The organism is Coprococcus sp. RTP21204st1_G4_RTP21204_210225 (assembly GCF_040915385.1).
Classification (GTDB): domain Bacteria; phylum Bacillota; class Clostridia; order Lachnospirales; family Lachnospiraceae; genus Allocoprococcus; species Allocoprococcus comes.
On the sequence record NZ_JBCPDP010000014.1, the window covers coordinates 14,505 to 34,428 of the forward strand.

20 protein-coding genes and 1 other RNA gene are annotated in these 19,924 nt (G+C 43.7%); 18 read left to right on the plus strand and 3 right to left on the minus strand.

Annotation, left to right across the window (positions count from 1 at the left end):
• Positions 1-135: 135 nt before the first annotated feature.
• Entirely contained in the window at positions 136-1,386 is a 1,251-nt protein-coding gene (locus AB5213_RS12285; protein WP_368276782.1) for an ammonium transporter, read from the minus strand.
• Between the two features lie 123 nt (positions 1,387-1,509).
• Positions 1,510-1,848 carry a P-II family nitrogen regulator gene (locus AB5213_RS12290; RefSeq protein WP_008370035.1) on the minus strand — a complete coding sequence of 113 codons (339 nt, stop codon included), beginning with the start codon at positions 1,846-1,848 and terminating at the stop codon, positions 1,510-1,512.
• Between the two features lie 302 nt (positions 1,849-2,150).
• Here AB5213_RS12290 and AB5213_RS12295 point away from each other — a divergent pair, with 302 nt between their 5' ends.
• From AB5213_RS12295 to tadA, 3 genes are all read left to right on the plus strand, one after another.
• Entirely contained in the window at positions 2,151-3,287 is a 1,137-nt protein-coding gene (locus AB5213_RS12295; RefSeq protein WP_195255796.1) for a hypothetical protein, read from the plus strand.
• 120 nt (positions 3,288-3,407) lie between these two features.
• Complete coding sequence (locus tag AB5213_RS12300; RefSeq protein ID WP_368276783.1) at positions 3,408-4,475, plus strand: hypothetical protein; 1,068 nt, start codon at positions 3,408-3,410, stop codon at positions 4,473-4,475.
• Positions 4,399-4,920, plus strand: coding sequence for a tRNA adenosine(34) deaminase TadA (gene tadA, locus AB5213_RS12305; RefSeq protein ID WP_182450867.1), 522 nt, complete (start codon positions 4,399-4,401; stop codon positions 4,918-4,920). The genes AB5213_RS12300 and tadA overlap by 77 nt, the downstream gene beginning before the upstream one ends.
• A gap of 82 nt (positions 4,921-5,002) precedes the next feature.
• Here the strand turns inward: tadA and ffs are convergent.
• Positions 5,003-5,266, minus strand: an RNA gene (gene ffs, locus AB5213_RS12310) — signal recognition particle sRNA large type.
• 136 nt (positions 5,267-5,402) lie between these two features.
• Here ffs and AB5213_RS12315 point away from each other — a divergent pair.
• The 15 genes from AB5213_RS12315 to AB5213_RS12385 all read left to right on the plus strand — a co-directional run bounded on the left by AB5213_RS12315 (position 5,403) and on the right by AB5213_RS12385 (position 19,912).
• Complete coding sequence (locus AB5213_RS12315) at positions 5,403-7,163, plus strand: B12-binding domain-containing radical SAM protein (RefSeq protein WP_195255794.1); 1,761 nt, start codon at positions 5,403-5,405, stop codon at positions 7,161-7,163.
• Positions 7,164-7,366: 203 nt separating this feature from the next.
• Complete coding sequence (locus tag AB5213_RS12320; protein WP_368276784.1) at positions 7,367-8,875, plus strand: VanW family protein; 1,509 nt, start codon at positions 7,367-7,369, stop codon at positions 8,873-8,875.
• A gap of 26 nt (positions 8,876-8,901) precedes the next feature.
• Positions 8,902-9,939, plus strand: a complete 1,038-nt coding sequence (locus tag AB5213_RS12325; RefSeq protein WP_368276785.1) for an AIR synthase-related protein — start codon at positions 8,902-8,904, stop codon at positions 9,937-9,939.
• Positions 9,932-10,429: a tRNA (cytidine(34)-2'-O)-methyltransferase gene (locus AB5213_RS12330; RefSeq protein WP_117557510.1), complete on the plus strand. Its 498-nt coding sequence runs from the start codon at positions 9,932-9,934 to the stop codon at positions 10,427-10,429. The genes AB5213_RS12325 and AB5213_RS12330 overlap by 8 nt, the downstream gene beginning before the upstream one ends.
• A gap of 231 nt (positions 10,430-10,660) precedes the next feature.
• On the plus strand, positions 10,661-10,891 hold the full coding sequence (locus AB5213_RS12335) for an AtpZ/AtpI family protein (protein WP_022220232.1): 231 nt from the start codon (positions 10,661-10,663) through the stop codon (positions 10,889-10,891).
• A gap of 20 nt (positions 10,892-10,911) precedes the next feature.
• A complete protein-coding gene (locus AB5213_RS12340; protein WP_118217401.1) occupies positions 10,912-11,307 on the plus strand; it encodes an ATP synthase subunit I in 396 nt (131 codons plus the stop codon).
• Between the two features lie 14 nt (positions 11,308-11,321).
• On the plus strand, positions 11,322-12,041 hold the full coding sequence (gene atpB, locus AB5213_RS12345; protein ID WP_022220233.1) for a F0F1 ATP synthase subunit A: 720 nt from the start codon (positions 11,322-11,324) through the stop codon (positions 12,039-12,041).
• A 64-nt stretch (positions 12,042-12,105) separates the two neighbouring features.
• Positions 12,106-12,372, plus strand: coding sequence for an ATP synthase F0 subunit C (gene atpE, locus AB5213_RS12350; protein ID WP_117557506.1), 267 nt, complete (start codon positions 12,106-12,108; stop codon positions 12,370-12,372).
• Positions 12,373-12,413: 41 nt separating this feature from the next.
• Positions 12,414-12,929, plus strand: coding sequence for a F0F1 ATP synthase subunit B (atpF, locus tag AB5213_RS12355; RefSeq protein WP_368276786.1), 516 nt, complete (start codon positions 12,414-12,416; stop codon positions 12,927-12,929).
• A complete protein-coding gene (atpH, locus tag AB5213_RS12360; RefSeq protein WP_008370066.1) occupies positions 12,917-13,462 on the plus strand; it encodes an ATP synthase F1 subunit delta in 546 nt (181 codons plus the stop codon). The genes atpF and atpH overlap by 13 nt, the downstream gene beginning before the upstream one ends.
• Before the next feature lie 36 nt (positions 13,463-13,498).
• Positions 13,499-15,010 (plus strand): F0F1 ATP synthase subunit alpha, encoded by a 1,512-nt coding sequence (atpA, locus tag AB5213_RS12365; protein WP_008370069.1) that lies wholly within the window; start codon positions 13,499-13,501, stop codon positions 15,008-15,010.
• 10 nt (positions 15,011-15,020) lie between these two features.
• Complete coding sequence (gene atpG, locus AB5213_RS12370) at positions 15,021-15,887, plus strand: ATP synthase F1 subunit gamma (protein WP_022220234.1); 867 nt, start codon at positions 15,021-15,023, stop codon at positions 15,885-15,887.
• Positions 15,888-15,917: 30 nt separating this feature from the next.
• Positions 15,918-17,309 (plus strand): F0F1 ATP synthase subunit beta, encoded by a 1,392-nt coding sequence (gene atpD / locus AB5213_RS12375; protein ID WP_008370073.1) that lies wholly within the window; start codon positions 15,918-15,920, stop codon positions 17,307-17,309.
• A gap of 12 nt (positions 17,310-17,321) precedes the next feature.
• Complete coding sequence (atpC, locus tag AB5213_RS12380; protein WP_008370075.1) at positions 17,322-17,723, plus strand: ATP synthase F1 subunit epsilon; 402 nt, start codon at positions 17,322-17,324, stop codon at positions 17,721-17,723.
• Positions 17,724-17,956: 233 nt separating this feature from the next.
• Positions 17,957-19,912, plus strand: coding sequence for a diguanylate cyclase (locus AB5213_RS12385; RefSeq protein ID WP_055249044.1), 1,956 nt, complete (start codon positions 17,957-17,959; stop codon positions 19,910-19,912).
• Positions 19,913-19,924: the final 12 nt, after the last annotated feature.

A 19,924-nucleotide genomic window follows, 5' to 3' on the forward strand; every position in this document is an offset into this window, starting at 1 on the left:
GAGACGTCCGCCGGGCGAACCTCGGAAAGTCTGGCAACTTTCCTCAGTCGCGTAGCCGCTCATTAAAATAAAAAGATACAGCCTCTGAAATGCAAGCATCCCAGAGGCTGTATCTTTTTATTTTACTTCGCCCGGCTATAAACGGAAGTTAAAGTCTGCATATGCTGAGCAGCCGTGTTCGTGGATATCGAGACCGTCGAGTTCTTCTCCTTTGGTGACGCGGAGACCTACGGTTTTATCGATGGTGGTGAATACGATGATTGCCATTACGAGGACGTAGGCTACGGTTGAAAGGACACCGATCACCTGGGTTTTGAGGGTGTATTCCGGGGAGAAGACTCCGACGAGGATACTGCCTGTGAAACCGCATACGCCATGGACACTGATCGCACCTACCGGGTCATCGATCTTGGCTACTTTGTCGAAGAATTCTACAGAGAATACGACGAGGATACCAGCGATCAGTCCGATGATGATTGCAGAGTAGTTGCTGACGGTGTCGCATCCGGCGGTGATTGCTACGAGTCCGGCGAGGGAACCGTTGAATGTCATGGATACATCTGGTTTTCCATAGCGGATCCAGGTTACAACAAGGGTTGCAAGTGTTGCGGCAGCAGCGGCAAGATTGGTTGTCATTGCGATATCACCGAGGTTTGTGGAAGCTGCTGTGGTAGAGCCGCAGTTGAAACCGAACCAGCAGAACCAGAGAATAAATACGCCAAGAGCTGCAATGGAAAGGTTGTGTCCGGGAATCGCACGGGCATTCCCTTCTTTATCATATTTTCCAATACGAGGTCCGAGGATTTTGGCACCAACAAGTGCACAGATACCGCCGACCATATGGACTGCTGTGGAACCTGCAAAATCGTGGAATCCCATCTGAGCGAGCCATCCACCGCCCCAGATCCAGTGGCCGGTTACCGGGTAAATAAAAATACTGATTGCTGCACTATATAATAAGTAAGCAAGGAATTTTGTACGTTCTGCCATAGAACCGGATACGATAGTAGCGGATGTGGCGCAGAATACTGTATGGAAAATAAGGAAGACTCCGATTGGCAGTCCGTTGAAAAGTCCGTCGGCATCGGCAAGTGTTGTAGGATTGAAGAACCCTTTTATACCGATGATACCATTCCAGTCGGTTCCGTGCATGATCGCAAATCCGAAGATGAAAAAGAACAAACTTCCAAGTACAAAGTCCATCATATTTTTCATCAGTATATTTCCAGTATTTTTTGCTCTGGTAAATCCGGCTTCACACATTGCAAATCCAGCCTGCATAAAGTAAACAAGAGTTGCACCGACAATTGTCCAGACAACATTAAGCAGTAGTTCAGTGGCAGCGGTTGCATCCATTCCGCCCGCAATTAAATCAGATAATCCCATATTTAACATCCTCCATTTCAAATAAAAAGGATAGCTACAATGAATGATCTACAGGCAGTTCATTTGTAGTTATCCTCTTTGATAACGATATTCAACACTATTCTAATTCACATATATTTTTAGCTAAAGAGCAGCAGAGCCACGTTCACCGGTACGGATTCTTACAGCATCCTGTACTTCGTAAACAAAAATTTTACCATCGCCGTATGCACCGGTTTTGATCTCTTCGACAATTTTTCGGATCAGAGGTTCTGCAACTTCCGGTTCAACAACGGTTTCTACTTTGATCTTAGGAAGAAGATTTACGCTGTATTCAGCACCGCGATAAAATTGTTTGTGTCCTTTCTGATTACCATATCCCATAATGTTACTGATCATAATACCGCTGACATTGGAAGCATCCAGGATTGCTTTCAGGGCTTCCAGTTTTTCCGGCTGGATAATGATTTCTAGTTTTTTCATAACTGAGTCCCTCCTTCTCGATTTAAAAAAAAGAACAAAAAAGGCGTTCCCCGGATAATAGGGAACGCCGTCGTTCTTGATACGCTTTATTATAGCGACTGATTTTGATTTGTCAAATTATTTTTAAAAAAAATACAAAAAATTCGTGCATTTATTAGGTGTTGACGGATAAAATGTCATTTGCTAGAATAAAAGATAAGTGAAAAAGATTCCTTTATCAAGAAAGTTTTAAGTTAACAAAGCAATAAGTCTGTATTTAAAAAGAAGATATATTTATACGGGGAGAAAAGGAGGAAAAATAAATGATTAGTCTCACATTCGGAGAGCAGGTAAAAATTGTTTTAAGCAGAAAAGATATGACGATTAAAGAGCTTGCAGAAGAAATCGAAGCAAGAACCGGGAAAAAGATGTCCCGTCAGAATCTGACACAGCGGCTTGGCAGAGATAATTTTCAGGAGCAGGATATGCGTATGATCGCAGACATTCTTGGATGCCCGTTCCAGCTCAGCATTCTGGGTAATGCGGATTCGGAAAAGGAAGCTTTGGATGAAGAAGAGATGCCGACGGGAAGAGAACTTGAGAAGCTTACCGCGAAAAAAGAAAGAAAGGCAGCAAGAGAAGAAGCAAAAAAGAATGTAGAACGTGATATTACAGTTGGAGAGATTGTAGATATACTTGAAGAGACCACAGCAGAACCGGAGGAAGAAGCTGTACAGATGGAACTGGATCTTGATGCAGAAGAACATGCTGCCAAGGAGACGGAAAGCATTGCGGATTCAGATACTTTGGAAGAGGATATTCTGACTGAAGAAGAAACAGAGCCGTACACAGAACCGGCAGAAGATGATGTGGAAGTATCTGCAGAAGACGCAGAACAGATTGAGGAAGAATTACAGGAGCCCGAACAGGAAATAGAAGCGGAAGTGGTTGAAGAAGCCGGGGCTGAGGAGATTCCGGAGGAAACTTCTGAAGCTGTTTACCAGGAAGAGGCAGAACCGCAGGAAGAAGCGTACCAGGAACAGCCGGCTTATGAAGAGAATCAGCCGGAAACCTGTCAGAAAGAGGAAAATCCTGTAGTAGAAGAGGCGGAAACTGAAGATGTTCATGAGGAGAAAAATTCGCCATTTTCAAAACTTACAAAGCTGATTACTCCGAAAAAAGAAAAGAAATCTTCCGGATGGCCGCAAGATTTCCAGCCGATCAAGCGTCGGGAGGATATTGATGAAGATCTGGTAAATGGAGATGTGAACCCATATACCGGACATGAGTATCGGACAAACAGTGTGCGTATGCATCCACACAGAATCGGTTATGTACAGGTATATGACCGAAAAGATCACAAGTGGACAGACATGACAGAGTGGGCGTTCCTTGGAGTGGAAGAGCGAAAGAAAGCTACGATGGGAAAAGACTACGAGCCACCGATTTATCTGGATTAATCAATGAGTTATTTGTCAGAGCGGAAGATTCCGCTCTGATTTTTTAAAAATGGTAATTTTTACCGGAAAGTCAGAATAGTTTAGAACAGGCAGTTAGAAGGAAGGTGCAGGTGCTAGATTATGAAAAGATTTATCCGGTACTTATATGAATATCAGAATGGAAAAAGGACAAGAAATACAGGATTTGTGAAGGTTCTTGAACAGACAGATACAGCGGAAATCCAGATTTATGGGAGAGGATTTCCGGTGGCAGGAGGACGTACACTGGAAATATATCTCTTTTATGAAGAGGATGGCAAGTGTATTGGAATCCGGATGGGAGAGATCAGAGGCGCACAGGCGGCATTTGGCTACAAGCTGAGTTATACGACAGACGATGTGGGAGGAGATGGACAGTTTGGCAGGATTGGTGGAATGATCCTTCGGGCTGGAAACGGAGCGGATGCAGGATATTATGGAGCAGTCTGGGATGAGGCGAGACCGGTAGATGTTAGCAGGATGATTACGGAAGAAGAATGGAAGCTAAACAAATCGGGGAAAAATAAAAAAATTGCAAATGGCGGAGACGTGCTAAGCAATGAAAAATACGAGAAGCCAGGAAATGAGAAAATACTTGAGGAGAAAACAAGCCAGAGAAAATCTGAGAATATAGAAGAACAGGAGACCTCAGAACAATCTAAAAACACAGATGCAGTTAGGAAATCGAAAAGCAACCCAAATGTGCCGGAAGAAAGAAACTCTCAGAACGCAAATTCAGATTTACCACCAAAAACCACAAAGGATATCATCTATAAGATCACCCGTCAGGAGCTTGCCGGACTTCCGCGAAAGGAATGGAAGCTTGCGAATAATCATTTTCTGCTCCATGGATATTATAATTACCATCATCTGGTATCATTTGAAAAAGAAGGGAAATGCTGGATTGGGGTTCCGGGACTTTATTTTTCGGGCGAGCAGCGGGCGGCAGGAGCATTTGGATTCAGTCAGTTCATGAAGCCGTCTGATGGTGAACTGGATCTGGAAGAATATGAGATTGAAGATGAGGAACATTTCGGTTACTGGTGCAGACCGGTAGGGGCAGTGATTCGAAAAGAAGTAAAGGAGAAGGAAGATGCGGCAGATATTGACCGAAGACGAAAAATACATGAAGGAAGCGATCCGTCAGGCGAAAAAAGCATGGAAGATTGAGGAAGTACCGATTGGTTGTGTGATCGTATATCAGGGGAAAATTATCGGACGAGGATACAACAGGCGGACAACGGATAAGAATCCCCTTGCACATGCAGAAATTTCTGCAATCAAAAAGGCAAGTAAGGTAATGGGTGACTGGCGGCTGGAAGAATGCACCTTATATGTAACGCTGGAACCATGTCAGATGTGTTCCGGAGCCATTGTACAGGCAAGGATTCCACGAGTGGTTGTTGGATGTATGAATCCGAAAGCCGGATGCGCCGGTTCCATCCTGAATCTTCTACAGGTGGAAGCGTTTAATCATCAGGCAGAGCTTACGACAGGAATTCTGGAAGAAGAATGCTCACAGATGATGAAGAGCTTTTTCAAGGAACTGCGCAAGAAGCAGAAGATGAAAAAGAAAGAACAGGAATCAGCAAATATGCCGGAAGAAAATCCTTAATCGAAGAACCTGTCAAAGGCAGGCTTTTTTGCATGAAAAAAGCTACGGAAGCAAAATCCGTAGCTTTTATAATTTCTTTTTTCTGTGCGCTGTGCGTCGAACTAAAGCCTACCAAACGTTACTCTGGCTGTAAACTCAACCCAGGCTACCTTACGGCACCCGAGAGGTTCTGCTTAGTGCTGCTTCGTTCCCGACCTGACACGGTTCACAGAGTCCCGCCGCGTAAGACCCAAATCTCAACGCCACAAACCAGAGGCAGCTTTGACAAGTAAAGCCCTCGGCACAGCATCACCCCCACTATAGCGGATTGTAGGTACAGGGTACCGCTAGCACCCCGGCTGCACAGAACATTATTTTACCGTGTTTTTGTAAAAATGTCAATGTATCTGAGGAGATTTTATTTTATCATTTTGGTTTACGCCAATCTGAAAATGGAGTATGATACTAAAGATAAAACTTTTTGGAAACGGAAAGGAAACGATATGAAAGTACTTTTAGGTGCAGTCAATGCGAAATATATACATTCCAATCTGGCAGTCTACTGTCTGAAAGCATATGCGGAAAAGTATGGTGATACATCAGATGAGATCAGTATTGGAGAATATACGATCAATCAGCAGCTCGATGAGATTCTGCGGGATATCTACAAAAGGAAGCCGGACATGCTCTGTCTGTCCTGCTATATCTGGAATCTTACTTATGTTGAAGAGATCTGCAGGGAGATCAAGAAAGTGATGCCGCAGATCATCATCTGGATAGGCGGACCGGAGGTATCTTATGATGGAGTAAAGGTGCTGGAGCGTCTGCCAGAAGTGGATGGCGTCATGAAAGGAGAAGGGGAGCAGACTTTCTGCGATCTTTTACACTTTTATCAGGACAAGACAGTGGACGGACTTCAGAATATGAAAGGAATCGTATACCGGGAACAGACCGGGCAGATTGTGGAAAATGAATGGCGCAAGACCATGGATCTGAGTAAGGTTCCGTTTGTATATGAGAACATGGAGCTTTTTGAACATAAGATTATTTATTATGAGACAAGCCGTGGATGTCCATTTTCGTGCAGTTATTGTCTTTCTTCTATAGATAAGTGTCTGCGGTTCCGTGATCTGGAACTGGTAAAAAAAGAACTGCAATTTTTTATCGATCATAAAGTACCTCAGGTTAAATTTGTAGACCGTACATTTAACTGCAAACATGATCACGCCATGACAGTCTGGCGTTATATCAAAGAGCATGATAACGGCATTACCAATTTCCATTTTGAGGTTGCGGCAGACCTTTTGAATGAAGAAGAAATGGAATTGATAAAAACCATGCGGCCAGGGCTGATCCAGCTGGAAATCGGTGTGCAGTCTACCAACCTGGATACGATACGTGAGATTCACCGGACAATGAAATTTGAACAGGTTGCAGAAGTGGTAAGGAGAATCAATTCTTATGGTAATGTACATCAGCACCTGGATCTGATCGCAGGATTGCCGTATGAAGATTATGAAAGCTTTGGAAAATCCTTTGATGATGTTTATGCACTGGAACCGGAGCAGCTGCAGCTTGGTTTTCTGAAAGTACTGAAGGGTTCTTATATGGAAGAGAAGAAAGACGATTACGGACTGGTTTATAAAGGAATGCCACCGTATGAAGTTTTGTATACAAAGTGGCTTCCATATGAGGATACCCTGCGCCTGAAAGGGATCGAGGAAATGGTGGAGACCTACTATAACAGCAGGCAGTTCTGTTACACGCTTCCTTATCTGATCCGACACTTTAAAAGACCATTTACGCTTTTTGAAAAGCTGGCAGAGTATTATGAAGAAAATGGACTGGATACTTTAAGTCATGCACGCACGGCAAGATATGAGATCCTGTATGATTTTGCAAGATTTTATGATGCAGAAAGATGTGAGGCGTATAAGCAGCTTCTGACACTGGACTTTTATCTGAGGGAGAATGCAAAAAGCCGTCCGTTATTTGCAGGCGATGAGCGGATTTCAAAAGAAGAGTTCCGCCTGTTCTATGACCGTGAGGATGAAGAGAGGCGTTATCTGGAAAATTATGAAAATATGGAGAAGCGGCAGCTTAGAAAAATGACGCACATCGAGAGGTTTTCTTATGATGTTCTGGGGGATATGAAAGAGGAAGAATGTGTGCTTCTGTTTGACTACCAGAACCGGAACCCACTGGATCATCAGGCAAAGGTATTTTGTGTTACAGAAGAAATCCGGGAATTATGCAAACAGTAACATCTGACAGTAGTAATGGATATCTTGAAAAAAGAAATGAAAGAGTATAGAATGAAAACAAATGTGTGATTTGAGGTGAAAAAAAGTGTTTAATCCAAAACAGACACGAAAGATAGCGGCAGTGATTATTCTTGTTGTTATTGTTGCAATGGTAGCAACATCAATTATTCCATATATCATATAAAATCAGGAGGATTTTTTTGATGGCGGCACGAAAGAAAAAGAGAGAGTTAAGTGAAAAGGCACAAAAGCGTATCCGGCAGAGAAATCTGCATGTAGGGATTACGGTTATTGCAGCCATCGTGATTATTTTCTCCGTGATTCAGTTCACATTATGGCGGTATGTGAGCAAGGTGGATGAGGAGCATATCTGCAAAAATGTTTTTATAGGGAAGACAGATGTATCCGGAATGACCAAGGAAGAAGCAGTGAAAGCGGTAAACAATACACTTGGAGATTATCGGAACAAGCAACTTGTACTGAAGGTAAAAGATCAGGGCGCAGATGTGTCAATCGAGGAAATGGGAGCGGAAGTAGAAAATATTGATAAGCTTGCAGAAAAGGCGGTCGGATACGGAAAAAATGGAAGCATCTGGAGCCGCTATCAGAAGATACATAATTTAGATAAGAAGAAATATGTCATAGATGAAAGCTTTAAAGTTGAGGAAGCAAAACTCAGAGAGCTGATTCAGGAACGTGCGGTTCCGCTGGAACAGAAAGCGGTCAATGCATCGGCATCCTATAACGGAAGCGGATTCGATCTGACAGATGAAGCAGAAGGTTATACGGTTGATGTAGATAAATCTGTGAAGAAGATTAAGAATTTCATGAACAAAAAATGGAATTACGTGGACGCAGAAGTAGAGTTAAAGCTGGATACGGAAGCGCCGACAATCAAAAAGACAGATCTGGAATCCCTGCAGGATGAGCTTGGCTCTTATACGACAAACGCCGGATGGGGGGACCGCGTGCAGAACATCAGGCGTGCAACGGAGCTGATCAACGGAACTGTTGTTATGCCGGGAGAAGAATTTTCAGTGGAACAGGCCACACTTCCTTACACAGAAGAGAATGGCTATGTGGCAGGAAGTGCCTATGAGAACGGACAGATTGTAGAGAGTATCGGAGGTGGCCTGTGTCAGGTATCTACGACGCTTTATAATGCGGTTCTTTATGCGGAACTGGAGGTCACCCGGCGTGCACCGCATTCCATGAGTGTCAGCTATGTAGAACCATCAAGGGATGCAATGATAGCGGAAGGAATCAGTGATTTTAAATTTGTCAATAATTACGATACACCGATCCTGATCGAAGGATATATTGATGGCAATAACCAGCTTGGTTTTTATATTTACGGAAAAGATACCAGAGCTGCAGGACATTCCGTGGAATTTGAAAGTGAGACTCTGGAGACAACAGAGTATACGAAAAAGTATGTAGAAGATACGGAAAGTGCGGTTGGCTCACAGGAAACAGAGGGAGCCGGAATGGATGGAAGCACGGCACGGCTCTGGAAAATTACCTATGAAAACGGAGAAGAGGTCAGCCGGGAAGTAATCAATAACAGCACCTATCAGACTTCTGATGTTACCGTGAAAGTCGGGACAAAATCAGATAATGCAGAGGCAACTAAGCTGGTGGAGGAAGCAATTGCAACCCAGGATCAGGAGAAGATTAATGTGGCGATCAGCAAGGCATCTGCACTTAAGTAATAAAAAGCAGGCGGCTGTTGGAAAGAATGGCAGAACAGAAAGAGGATAAAAGTATGAAAGCAGGAAGAGTGTCACAGACCGTCTATCGGCGTTCGGTTTTAAAACAGATACAGAATAATATAGAAGGTATAGATTTTTTAAGACCGTCACAGGAGGAAACCTGTTATATAGCAAATGAAAGTGAAGAGCGGATCACAATCGCAACGGATGTTTCATTAGCCGGAAATGAAAAAGATCTTGGAGTATTTGCCATAGCGCAGGCAGTGGATCAGCTGGCTTCCAGAGGAGCGCGGGCATATGGAATCAGTGTCCGGATCATGCTCCCGACGTTTGCCTATGAGTCCAGATTGAAAGCGATGATGGTGGAGATTTCGGAGATATGTAAAGAAAAAGGTCTCAGGGTTTTCTTTGCAGATGCGCAAAGTGTAAATGGGATCCAGACGAGTATTGTTCATGTAACAGCACACGGTGAGGCAAAAAAAGAACAACTGCTTGCAAGCAGATCGGCAAAAGCAGGCGAAGAGATTGTCCTGGTTAAATGGATTGGTATGGAAGGAACCTTACGGATCATACGGGAAGAAGGGGCGGCTCTGGCAGAGCGGTTTGCGCCGGGATTCTTAAATAAGTTGGAAGATATGAGAGATGAAATTTTCAGTGACAGGGCAATGGAGATTGCTGGCCGGAACGGGGTGTCAGCAATGCATCCGATCGGAGAAGGAGGGATTCTTGCAGCACTTTGGGATATGGCAGAAGGTGCAGGAATTGGTCTTTCGGTAGAGATGAAGAAAATGACGGTACGTCAGGAAACGATTGAAGTCTGTGAAGTATTTCATCTGAATCCTTACCAGCTTACCAGTACAGGAGCGGTTCTTATGGTGACACCGAAGGGTGAAGAACTAAAGGAAAGACTGAAAAGGGAAGGTATTCCGGCAGAGATCATCGGACACACAACAGAAGGAAACGAGAGAATCATCTGGAGTGGGGGAGAAAAAAGATTTCTCGACAGATCGGCGCCGGACGAACTGGCACGAATTTACGAAATGAAGGAGAATGTAAATGCTTAATATTGTACTTTTTGAACCGGAAATCCCGGCAAATACTGGAAATATCGGAAGGACCTGTGTGGCGACGAATACCAGACTTCATCTGATCGAGCCACTTGGTTTCCGGTTAAATGAAAAGAACCTGAAACGGGCAGGGATGGATTACTGGGAACATCTGGATGTGACGACTTATATTGATTACCGGGATTTTATGGAAAAAAATCCGGGAGCGAAGATCTATATGGCAACTACAAAATCACCGAATCTTTATACGGATGTTAAATATGAACCGGACTGTTATATCATGTTCGGAAAAGAAAGCGCAGGGATTCCGGAAGAAATCCTCTGTCACCACAAGGAAGACAGTATCCGGATTCCGATGATCGGAGATATCCGTTCACTGAATCTTGGAAATTCGGTTGCGATCGTGTTATATGAAGCGCTCCGGCAGAATGGGTTTGCCGGAATGAATACAGAAGGACATCTTCACAGACTGGAATGGGATGAATAAAAAAGTGCTGCAAGGCTAAAAACGCTTTGCAGCACTTTTACTATTGTGAAAAAAATGACTATATAAAATATTTTAAATAATCAACGCATTTAATGGCATTTATTGGTAAAAGTGATGACAATATTTGGAAATTGTATAAGAAAAAATACAATCGTGTGTAAATCAGTGGACATATTTCATAAAAAAGGATATAATAAACGGAGAGTGATATAGAGAATGGAGATAAGTATCATGAAATATAAACAAAGCGTATATAAAACCTTTGCACTCATCAGTCAGTTAGGCATCAGTATACTGGTTCCCATTTTGCTATGCACTTTTTTTGGTACATGGCTGGAAAAGAAGGTTTCTTTTCCAGTTTTTATCCCTTTGGTGATAGTGGGTGTATTGGCAGGTCTGCGCAATGCATGGGTACTTGCGAGACATGCGAATGAAGATCCGGAAGACAAAAACAAAAATTGAACAGGGAGGAATGAAACAACATGAGTAAGACAGACAATACCGTACTGAAGGATATGATCATCACTATGCTTTTGTATGGAATAATCGTACAGATTGTATGTCTGATTATCCCAGGGGATCATCTGAGAATGACAGCAGGGCTTTGGATCGGGGTGGCTGCAGGTGTTTTCATGGTAATCCATATGAAAAACTCGTTGGATGAGGCGGTACTTTATGGAGAACAGGAAGCACAGAGATACATGCAGAAATCTTACGCGATAAGATATCTGGTTGTAGTTGTAGTATTTATAGCCGTCAGCTGGCTTCGGATTGTGAATGTACTTACACTGTTTGCAGGAATTATGAGTTTAAAGCTTGCGGCATATTTGCAGCCAATTATGCATAAGCTTTTCGCTAAATTCAAAAAATCTAAGTAAAGGAGGTAGAGCGCGTGGGGAACAGCTTAGGAATGCTGGCAGCTAAGGAGCCGGATTTTCAAATTCACGGTCTCGTTAAATTCCAGTTATTTGGGCAGGAGTTATGGCTCACCACTACACATGTCAGCATATTGATCGTAGCGTTATTACTGCTGATTTTTGCGTTGGTTGTCCGAGCTAAGCTGAGCGATGCCGAAGGCAAACCCGGAACCCTGCAGAATATTGCCGAGCTTATCGTTGAGATGCTTGACAATATGGTAAAAGGAAGCATGGGGAAAAACGGACTGGCGTTCCGGAATTATATCGGGTCTTTGTTTTTGTTTTTGATTGTGGCAAACCTTTCGGGACTTTTGGGGCTTCGGCCACCAACTGCAGATTATGGTGTAACACTTCCACTTGGACTTATCACATTTGTGCTGATTCAGTTCAATAACATCAAATACAACAAAATTGAGGCATTTACAGGCCTGTTCAAACCATTGCCGTTCTTGTTCCCAATCAATCTGATCGGGGAGATCGCAGCACCATTTTCCATCTCACTTCGTCTGTTTGGAAATGTGCTGTCCGGTACTGTAATCATGGGACTTATCTATGGTCTTCTGTATAAGATCGCATGGGCATGGCCGGGATTTCTACACATCTATTTCGATGTGTTCTCGGGAGCAATTCAGGCATATGTATTTTGCATGCTGACGATGGTATATATCAATGACAAGATGCCGTCAGCGGAGTAAAAAGCAAACTGGGATCTAAGTTCAGACAGTATCAGGTTTGCAGTGATTAAGGAGGAAAATTATTATGGGTAATATTTCAAATGAAGCTTTAGTTTTAGCGTGTTCAGCAATCGGCGCAGGACTTGCGATGATCGCAGGTATTGGTCCTGGTGTAGGACAGGGTATTGCGGCAGGTCATGGTGCGTCTGCAGTAGGACGTAACCCGGGAGCAAGATCAGACATCACGTCTACAATGCTTTTAGGACAGGCAGTAGCAGAGACAACAGGTCTGTACAGTTTGGTTATTGCACTTATTCTCTTGTTCGCAAACCCGCTTCTTGGAAAGCTGTAAAAAAGGTTTTGCCTGTAAAATAAGAGAAAGGAGGCAACGCCTTGGAACGTTTGTTTAATCTGGATGCGCAGCTTCTTTTTGATGCCTGTGTCATGGCACTCAGTATGCTTGTCATGTTCACGTTTCTGTCATATCTGCTTTTCAAACCGGTAAGAAAACTTCTGGAGGACAGAAAGCAGAGAGTTGCTGATGAACAGGAGTCAGCAAAGAATGACCGGAAAGAGGCAGCCGTTTACAAAGAAGAATACGAACAGAAATTAAAAGAAATCGATAAAGAGGCGCAGGCTATTCTCAGTGAAGCACGGAAAAAAGCGATGAAGACCGAAAATGAAATTGTTGCAGAAGCAAAAGAAGAAGCAGCAAGGATCATCACACGTGCCAATAATGAGATCGAACTGGAACGGAAGCGTGCGCTTGATGATATGAAGCAGGAGATGATCTCCATTGCATCAGCAATGGTAGGTAAAGTAGTAGCAGCTTCGATCGATACCAGTGTACAGGATGAACTGATCGAAGAGACATTAAAAGAAATGGGAGAACAGACATGGCTAAGCTAGTATCAAAGGTATATGGTGACGCCCTGTTTGAAGCTGCCCGTGACTGCGGAAAAATGGATGAGATATTCGAGGAAGTACAGAGTATCGGAGTGATCCTCGAAGAAAATGCAGAGCTTCAGAAGATTCTCGGAAATCCGAGAGTTATGCGTGAAGACAAAGAGCAGATGATCGAGACGATTTTCCGCGGACGTGTTTCAAATGAGATTGTAGAGCTGATGAAGCTGATGATCGAAAAAGGGCGCTACAGCAAGATAGATTCTGTATTTGAATATTTTATCGGACTTGTAAAAGAAGAAAAGAAAATCGGGATTGCATATATCGCTACAGCAGTAGAACTGAGCGAGGCACAGAAAGAAGCAGTCATGCAGCGGCTTCTTCAGACGACAAAATATGAATCCTTTGAGATGAATTATCAGGTAGATGCTTCTCTGATCGGCGGAATGGTGATCCGTATCGGTGACAGAGTTGTGGATACAAGTATTAAGACAAAGCTGTATGAACTGTCAAAGAGCCTGAAGAAAATTCAGGTATAGCAGTTAGAATTAGTAGAAAGAAGGTGGATTCGCTCCATGAATTTAAGACCAGAAGAAATAAGTTCTGTGATCAAAGAACAGATTGAAAGATATTCCTCTGAGCTGAACGTATCGGATGTCGGAACGGTTATTCAGGTGGCAGATGGTATTGCGCGTGTCCACGGCCTTGAAAATGCAATGCAGGGTGAACTTTTGGAGTTCCCTTCAGAAGTATACGGAATGGTTCTGAACCTGGAAGAGGACAACGTAGGTGCTGTTCTTCTGGGAGATCATAAGAATATCAATGAAGGTGATACTGTAAAGACAACCGGACGAGTTGTAGAGGTTCCGGTAGGCGACTGTATGCTTGGCCGTGTAGTTAATGCACTTGGACAGCCAATCGATGGAAAAGGACCAATCCAGGCAACCAGGCATCGTCAGATCGAGCGTGTGGCACCGGGGGTTATTTCCCGTAAGTCAGTAGATACACCGCTTCAGACAGGTATTAAAGCGATCGACTCCATGGTTCCGATTGGTCGTGGACAGAGAGAGCTGATCATCGGTGACAGACAGACCGGTAAGACAGCGATCGCGATCGATACGATCATCAACCAGAAAGGGCAGGGCGTAAAGTGTATTTATGTAGCAATCGGTCAGAAAGCTTCGACCGTAGCTTCCCTTGTTAAGACTCTGGAGACCTTTGGGGCAATGGATTATACAACTGTAGTTGTGTCAACAGCCAGTGAGCTTGCACCACTGCAGTACATCGCACCGTATTCAGGATGTGCGATGGGAGAAGAATGGATGGAGAACGGAGATGATGTACTGATCGTTTATGATGACCTGTCCAAACATGCAACTGCATACCGTACCCTTTCCTTACTTCTGAAACGTCCACCTGGACGTGAGGCTTATCCGGGAGATGTATTCTATCTGCATTCAAGACTTCTTGAAAGAGCAGCCCGTCTTTCAGATGAACTTGGCGGAGGTTCACTTACTGCACTTCCGATTATCGAGACACAGGCAGGTGACGTATCAGCATACATTCCTACCAACGTTATTTCCATCACAGACGGACAGATTTATCTGGAAACAGAGATGTTCAACTCTGGTTTCAGACCGGCCGTTAATGCCGGACTTTCTGTATCCCGTGTAGGTGGATCGGCACAGATCAAGGCGATGAAGAAGATCGCTGGTACAATCCGTATTGATCTTGCACAGTACCGTGAGCTGGCATCCTTTGCACAGTTCGGATCGGAACTGGATGCAGAGACTTCCGAACGTCTGGCACAGGGAGTCCGGATCAAAGAGATCCTGAAACAGCCGCAGTACCAGCCGATGCCGGTAGAATACCAGATTATTATCATTTATGCAGCAGTTAAGAAGCTTCTTCTTGATATTGCGGTAGAAGATATTCTGGCTTTTGAAAGCGGACTTTTTGATTATATTAAGACAAAATATCCGGAAATTCCGGAATCTATCAAGAATGACAAAGTGCTGAAAGAAGAAGTAGAAGAAGCTCTCAGAAAAGCAATTGGAGAATATAAAGAACAATTTCAGGCAAGGTAGGTGATACAAAGTGGCATCTATGAGAGATATCAAGCGTCGCCGTACCAGTGTACAGAGCACGCAGCAGATTACAAAAGCCATGAAACTTGTCTCTACCGTAAAGCTGCAGAAAGCAAGAACCCGGGCAGAAGAATCAAAGCCGTATTTTGACTGTATGTATGCAACAATGACCTCTCTGCTTGCAAAGGCAGGGAATATCAATCATCCATATCTGAAAGCAGATGATTCGAAGAAGAAAGCAGTCATTGTTGTAACATCCAATCGTGGACTGGCAGGTGGATATAACTCCAATGTAGTGAAGATGGTGACTGAAAACGAAGCCTTTACGAAGGAGAATATCCGGATCTATGCAATTGGAGGAAAAGGACTGGAACTTCTGAAACACAAAGGATATGATATTGTCGCTGATTATTCAGAGATGATCGAAGAACCGTCCTATGATGATGCGAAGAGTATTACAAAAAGACTTCTGACAGATTTTGAAAATGGTGAGATTGGTGAGATCTATCTGATCTACACATTTTTCAAAAATACGGTAAGTCACATTCCGACGATGATCAAAGTCCTTCCGGCAGAGGTGCAGGAAGAAGCGGGAGAAGAGGATGCAAAGGCGCAGCTTACACCGATGAACTTTGAACCGGAAGCGGAAGAGGCAATCAGCCTTCTTGTTCCGAAATATATCAGCAGCATTCTGTATGGCGCATTTGTGGAAGCAGTTGCCAGTGAGAACGGTGCACGTATGCAGGCGATGGATTCGGCAACCAGCAATGCGGAAGAGATGATAGATGATTTGGAATTGAAATATAACAGAGCACGTCAGGGTGCGATCACACAGGAACTTACCGAGATCATTGCCGGAGCAGAGGCGATCGGATAAATACAGGTTTCTGTATGTAAGGAGGAGAAAATGGCAGATAAAAATATAGGGAAGATTACCCAGGTTATCGGTGCCGTTCTTGACCTTAAGTTTTCGGAAGGATACTTGCCGGAGATCAACGATGCGGTTGAGATTACGCGCAAGGACGGAGGAAAACTTGTGGTAGAAGTTGCACAGCATCTGGGTGATGATATCGTAAGATGTATCGCCATGGGACCGACAGACGGACTGGTGCGAGGCATGGACGCCGTAGCAACCGGGGGACCGATTTCAGTTCCGGTTGGCGAAGCAACACTCGGACGTATCTTCAACGTACTGGGTGAGCCGATTGATGAAAAAGAGGCTCCGAAGGATGTTGAATACGCACCGATTCACAGAAAAGCTCCAAGCTTTGAAGAGCAGGCAACACAGACAGAGATGCTGGAGACAGGTATCAAGGTTGTTGACCTTCTGTGCCCATATCAGAAAGGTGGAAAAATCGGTCTGTTCGGTGGAGCCGGTGTAGGAAAGACCGTTCTTATCCAGGAACTGATTACCAATATTGCAACGGAGCATGGCGGCTATTCTGTATTCACTGGTGTAGGAGAACGTACCCGTGAAGGAAATGACCTTTACTATGAGATGACAGAATCCGGAGTTATCAAAAAGACAGCGATGGTATTCGGTCAGATGAATGAACCACCTGGAGCACGTATGAGAGTCGGACTTACAGGACTGACTCTTGCAGAATATTTCCGTGATAAAGGTGGAAAGGATGTACTTCTTTTCATTGATAACATTTTCCGTTTTACACAGGCAGGTTCCGAAGTATCAGCGCTTCTTGGACGTATGCCTTCAGCGGTAGGTTATCAGCCGACACTGCAGACAGAAATGGGTGCGCTGCAGGAGCGTATCACATCCACGAAGAACGGATCCATCACATCCGTGCAGGCAGTATATGTGCCAGCCGATGACCTTACTGACCCGGCTCCGGCAACAACATTTGCCCATCTGGATGCAACGACCGTACTTTCCCGTGCGATCACAGAGCTTGGTATTTACCCGGCTGTAGATCCACTGGAATCTACTTCACGTATTCTGGATCCACACATTGTCGGAGAAGAACACTATAAAGTAGCCCGTGGAGTACAGGAAATTCTTCAGAAATACAAAGAACTGCAGGATATCATTGCAATTCTTGGTATGGATGAACTTTCCGAGGAAGATAAGCTGGTCGTATCCAGAGCAAGAAAGATCCAGAGATTCCTTTCCCAGCCATTCCACGTTGCGACACAGTTTACAGGTCTGGAAGGACGTTATGTTCCAATTGGCGAGACAATTCAGGGATTTAAAGAGATCCTCGAAGGAAAGCATGATGATATTCCGGAGGGATATTTCCTGAATGCAGGTAATATCGATGACGTGCTTGCCCGTGTGAAATAGGAGGGACGTCCTATGGCAGATAAATTTAAACTTAACATTATTTCGCCGGAAAAGAAGTTTCTGGAGGGTGACTGCGAATTCCTTGAATTTGTAAGTACTGAAGGAGAACTTGGTATCTATGCAAAGCATATTCCGCTGACGACGATTCTTGAACCATGCGTGATGCGAATCCACAATGACGGGGAGATTAAGAAAGCGGCAATTCTCGGAGGATTTGTAGAAATCCTGCAGGAGAGGGTAACGGTGCTTGCAGAAGATGCACAGTGGCCGGATGAAATTGATGTGGCACGTGCCGAAGCGGCGAAGAAACGCGCTGAGGACAGAATTGCTGCGAAGCAGGAAGGCACAGATATGCGCCGTGCAGAGGCGGCACTGAAAAGAGCAGTTGCCCGAATTGGAGCAGCTCAGTCATAAAGCATTAAAAACCGAGAATCCTTTGTTGGATTTTCGGTTTTTTTTAATGAAGGAAAACTGGACAATAAGGAGGAATTTGCCTATAATAATTTTATTATATGATGATACCAGGGTCAAAAGGTCAGAAAGCCGATGCAAGCTTGCTTGCAAGAGGATTTTTGACCCCAACATTATATCATTATATAGCGTAAAAAAGAGTATGAATGGCAGGATAAAATTGAGAGGATAAAGGGATGAACAAACAGGACCAAATGACAATGCAGGAAGCGGAAAGAAAGATGGAATCTTTGAGGGAAGTGTTTCAGGTTGTCAGACTGGTAGACGGGAAAATGCTGATGGATCGGGAAAAACGGATAAATGCAGGAGATTTATCTGAAACGTGTCAGTGTTACAGTTTCTGGAAAAAAGACAAGGAATGCGAGAACTGTAGCTCTCTTCTGGCACTGAAAGAACAGACGCAGAAGATAAAATTTGAATTTCTGGATTTGCAGGTATTTCAGGTGATCTCGCGTTATGTTGAGATTGATGGCAGACCTTATGTTATGGAAATGATTCAGAATCTTGATGAGAGTATTCAGATTGATCAGGAGGGGTATGATAAGCTGATCAGTAAACTGTCAGGATATAATGAAAAGCTATATACGGATGTACTGACTGGGATATATAATCGGCGTTTTTTTGAAGAAAAGATCAAAAACATGGAGGATGAAGCTGGAATTGCAGTGATCGATCTGGATGATTTTAAGCTTCATAACGATACTTATGGACATAGTGCGGGAGATGCGGCACTTATAACGACTGCGAACATTATCAAAAAATATATCCGGAAGACGGATATTCTGATCCGGTATGGTGGAGATGAATTTTTACTGATCCTTCCTTCGATTAAGAAACATATTTTTGAAGATAAGCTAAAACTGATCCGGGAAAAAATCCACGATACGGTTGTGCCGAAGTATGAGAAAATGCAGCTTTCGGTCAGCATCGGCGGAGCTATATTCCGCGAAGGCAATATTGAAGATGCTATTGCCAGTGCTGACAGACAGATGTATATAGCTAAAAATTATAAAAATATGGTTGTCACAGAATGGGATGAAAATGGAAAGAAAAAGGAAGAAAATTCTGCATCAGAAAAACTGAAACAGCAGATCCTTATCGTGGATGATTCGGAAATAAACCGCGAGATTCTGAAAGAGATTCTGAAAGAGGACTACCGGATTTTGGAGGCGGCTAATGGAGAAGAATGTCTGGAACAACTGGAACGGTCTGGAACAGGGATCTCACTGGTGCTGCTCGATATTGTGATGCCGGAAATGGATGGATTTGAAGTCCTTGCTGCGATGAACCAGAATCATTGGATTGAAGATATTCCGGTAATCATGATTTCCAGTGAAGATTCAGATAGCTATATCAGACGGGCATATGAGATGGGTGTTTCAGATTACATCAGCCGCCCGTTTGATGCGAAAATCGTATATCAACGCGTCCTGAACATGATCAAGCTATATGCAAAACAGAGGAGACTGATCCATCTGGTGACCAGGCAGATTTACGAAAAAGAGAGAAATAACCGGATGATGATCGGTATCCTGAGCCAGATTGTTGAGTTCAGAAACGGAGAAAGTGGTCTGCATGTGATCCATATCAATCTGATCACACAGCTTTTGCTGGAACAACTGGTGAAAAAGACAGGAAAATATCAGCTCTCATGGGAAGATAGATTATTGATTGCAACAGCATCGGCTTTGCATGATATCGGAAAGATTGGAATTGACGAGAAAATTCTGAACAAACCGGGAAAGCTTACCAAAGAGGAATTTGAGATTATGAAGACACATACCTTAATCGGTGCACAAATGCTGGATAATCTGGATATGTACCGGAATGAAAAGCTGCTCAAGCTTGCACATGAGATTTGCCGCTGGCATCATGAAAGATATGATGGAAAGGGATATCCGGACGGACTTGTCGGAGAAGAAATTCCGATTTCGGCACAAGTAGTATCGCTGGCGGATGTGTATGACGCCCTGGTGAGTGAACGGGTTTACAAGAAGGCATTTTCGCATGAAAAAGCACTGGAAATGATCCAAAATGGTGAATGCGGTACATTTAACCCACTGTTACTCCAGTGTATGACCGAAGCACAGGATAAATTAAAGACAATGATGGAAGTAGCAGAAAAAGAATAAAAAGGAGTAGAA

Coding starts and splice junctions, on each gene's coding strand:
- AB5213_RS12285 (WP_368276782.1), bottom strand. CDS start 1,386: ATGGGATTATCTGATTTAATTGCGGGCGGAATGGATGCAACCGCTGCC.
- AB5213_RS12290 (WP_008370035.1), bottom strand. CDS start 1,848: ATGAAAAAACTAGAAATCATTATCCAGCCGGAAAAACTGGAAGCCCTG.
- AB5213_RS12295 (WP_195255796.1), top strand. CDS start 2,151: ATGATTAGTCTCACATTCGGAGAGCAGGTAAAAATTGTTTTAAGCAGA.
- AB5213_RS12300 (WP_368276783.1), top strand. CDS start 3,408: ATGAAAAGATTTATCCGGTACTTATATGAATATCAGAATGGAAAAAGG.
- tadA (WP_182450867.1), top strand. CDS start 4,399: ATGCGGCAGATATTGACCGAAGACGAAAAATACATGAAGGAAGCGATC.
- AB5213_RS12315 (WP_195255794.1), top strand. CDS start 5,403: ATGAAAGTACTTTTAGGTGCAGTCAATGCGAAATATATACATTCCAAT.
- AB5213_RS12320 (WP_368276784.1), top strand. CDS start 7,367: ATGGCGGCACGAAAGAAAAAGAGAGAGTTAAGTGAAAAGGCACAAAAG.
- AB5213_RS12325 (WP_368276785.1), top strand. CDS start 8,902: ATGGCAGAACAGAAAGAGGATAAAAGTATGAAAGCAGGAAGAGTGTCA.
- AB5213_RS12330 (WP_117557510.1), top strand. CDS start 9,932: ATGCTTAATATTGTACTTTTTGAACCGGAAATCCCGGCAAATACTGGA.
- AB5213_RS12335 (WP_022220232.1), top strand. CDS start 10,661: ATGAAATATAAACAAAGCGTATATAAAACCTTTGCACTCATCAGTCAG.
- AB5213_RS12340 (WP_118217401.1), top strand. CDS start 10,912: ATGAGTAAGACAGACAATACCGTACTGAAGGATATGATCATCACTATG.
- atpE (WP_117557506.1), top strand. CDS start 12,106: ATGGGTAATATTTCAAATGAAGCTTTAGTTTTAGCGTGTTCAGCAATC.
- atpH (WP_008370066.1), top strand. CDS start 12,917: ATGGCTAAGCTAGTATCAAAGGTATATGGTGACGCCCTGTTTGAAGCT.
- atpA (WP_008370069.1), top strand. CDS start 13,499: ATGAATTTAAGACCAGAAGAAATAAGTTCTGTGATCAAAGAACAGATT.
- atpD (WP_008370073.1), top strand. CDS start 15,918: ATGGCAGATAAAAATATAGGGAAGATTACCCAGGTTATCGGTGCCGTT.
- atpC (WP_008370075.1), top strand. CDS start 17,322: ATGGCAGATAAATTTAAACTTAACATTATTTCGCCGGAAAAGAAGTTT.
- AB5213_RS12385 (WP_055249044.1), top strand. CDS start 17,957: ATGAACAAACAGGACCAAATGACAATGCAGGAAGCGGAAAGAAAGATG.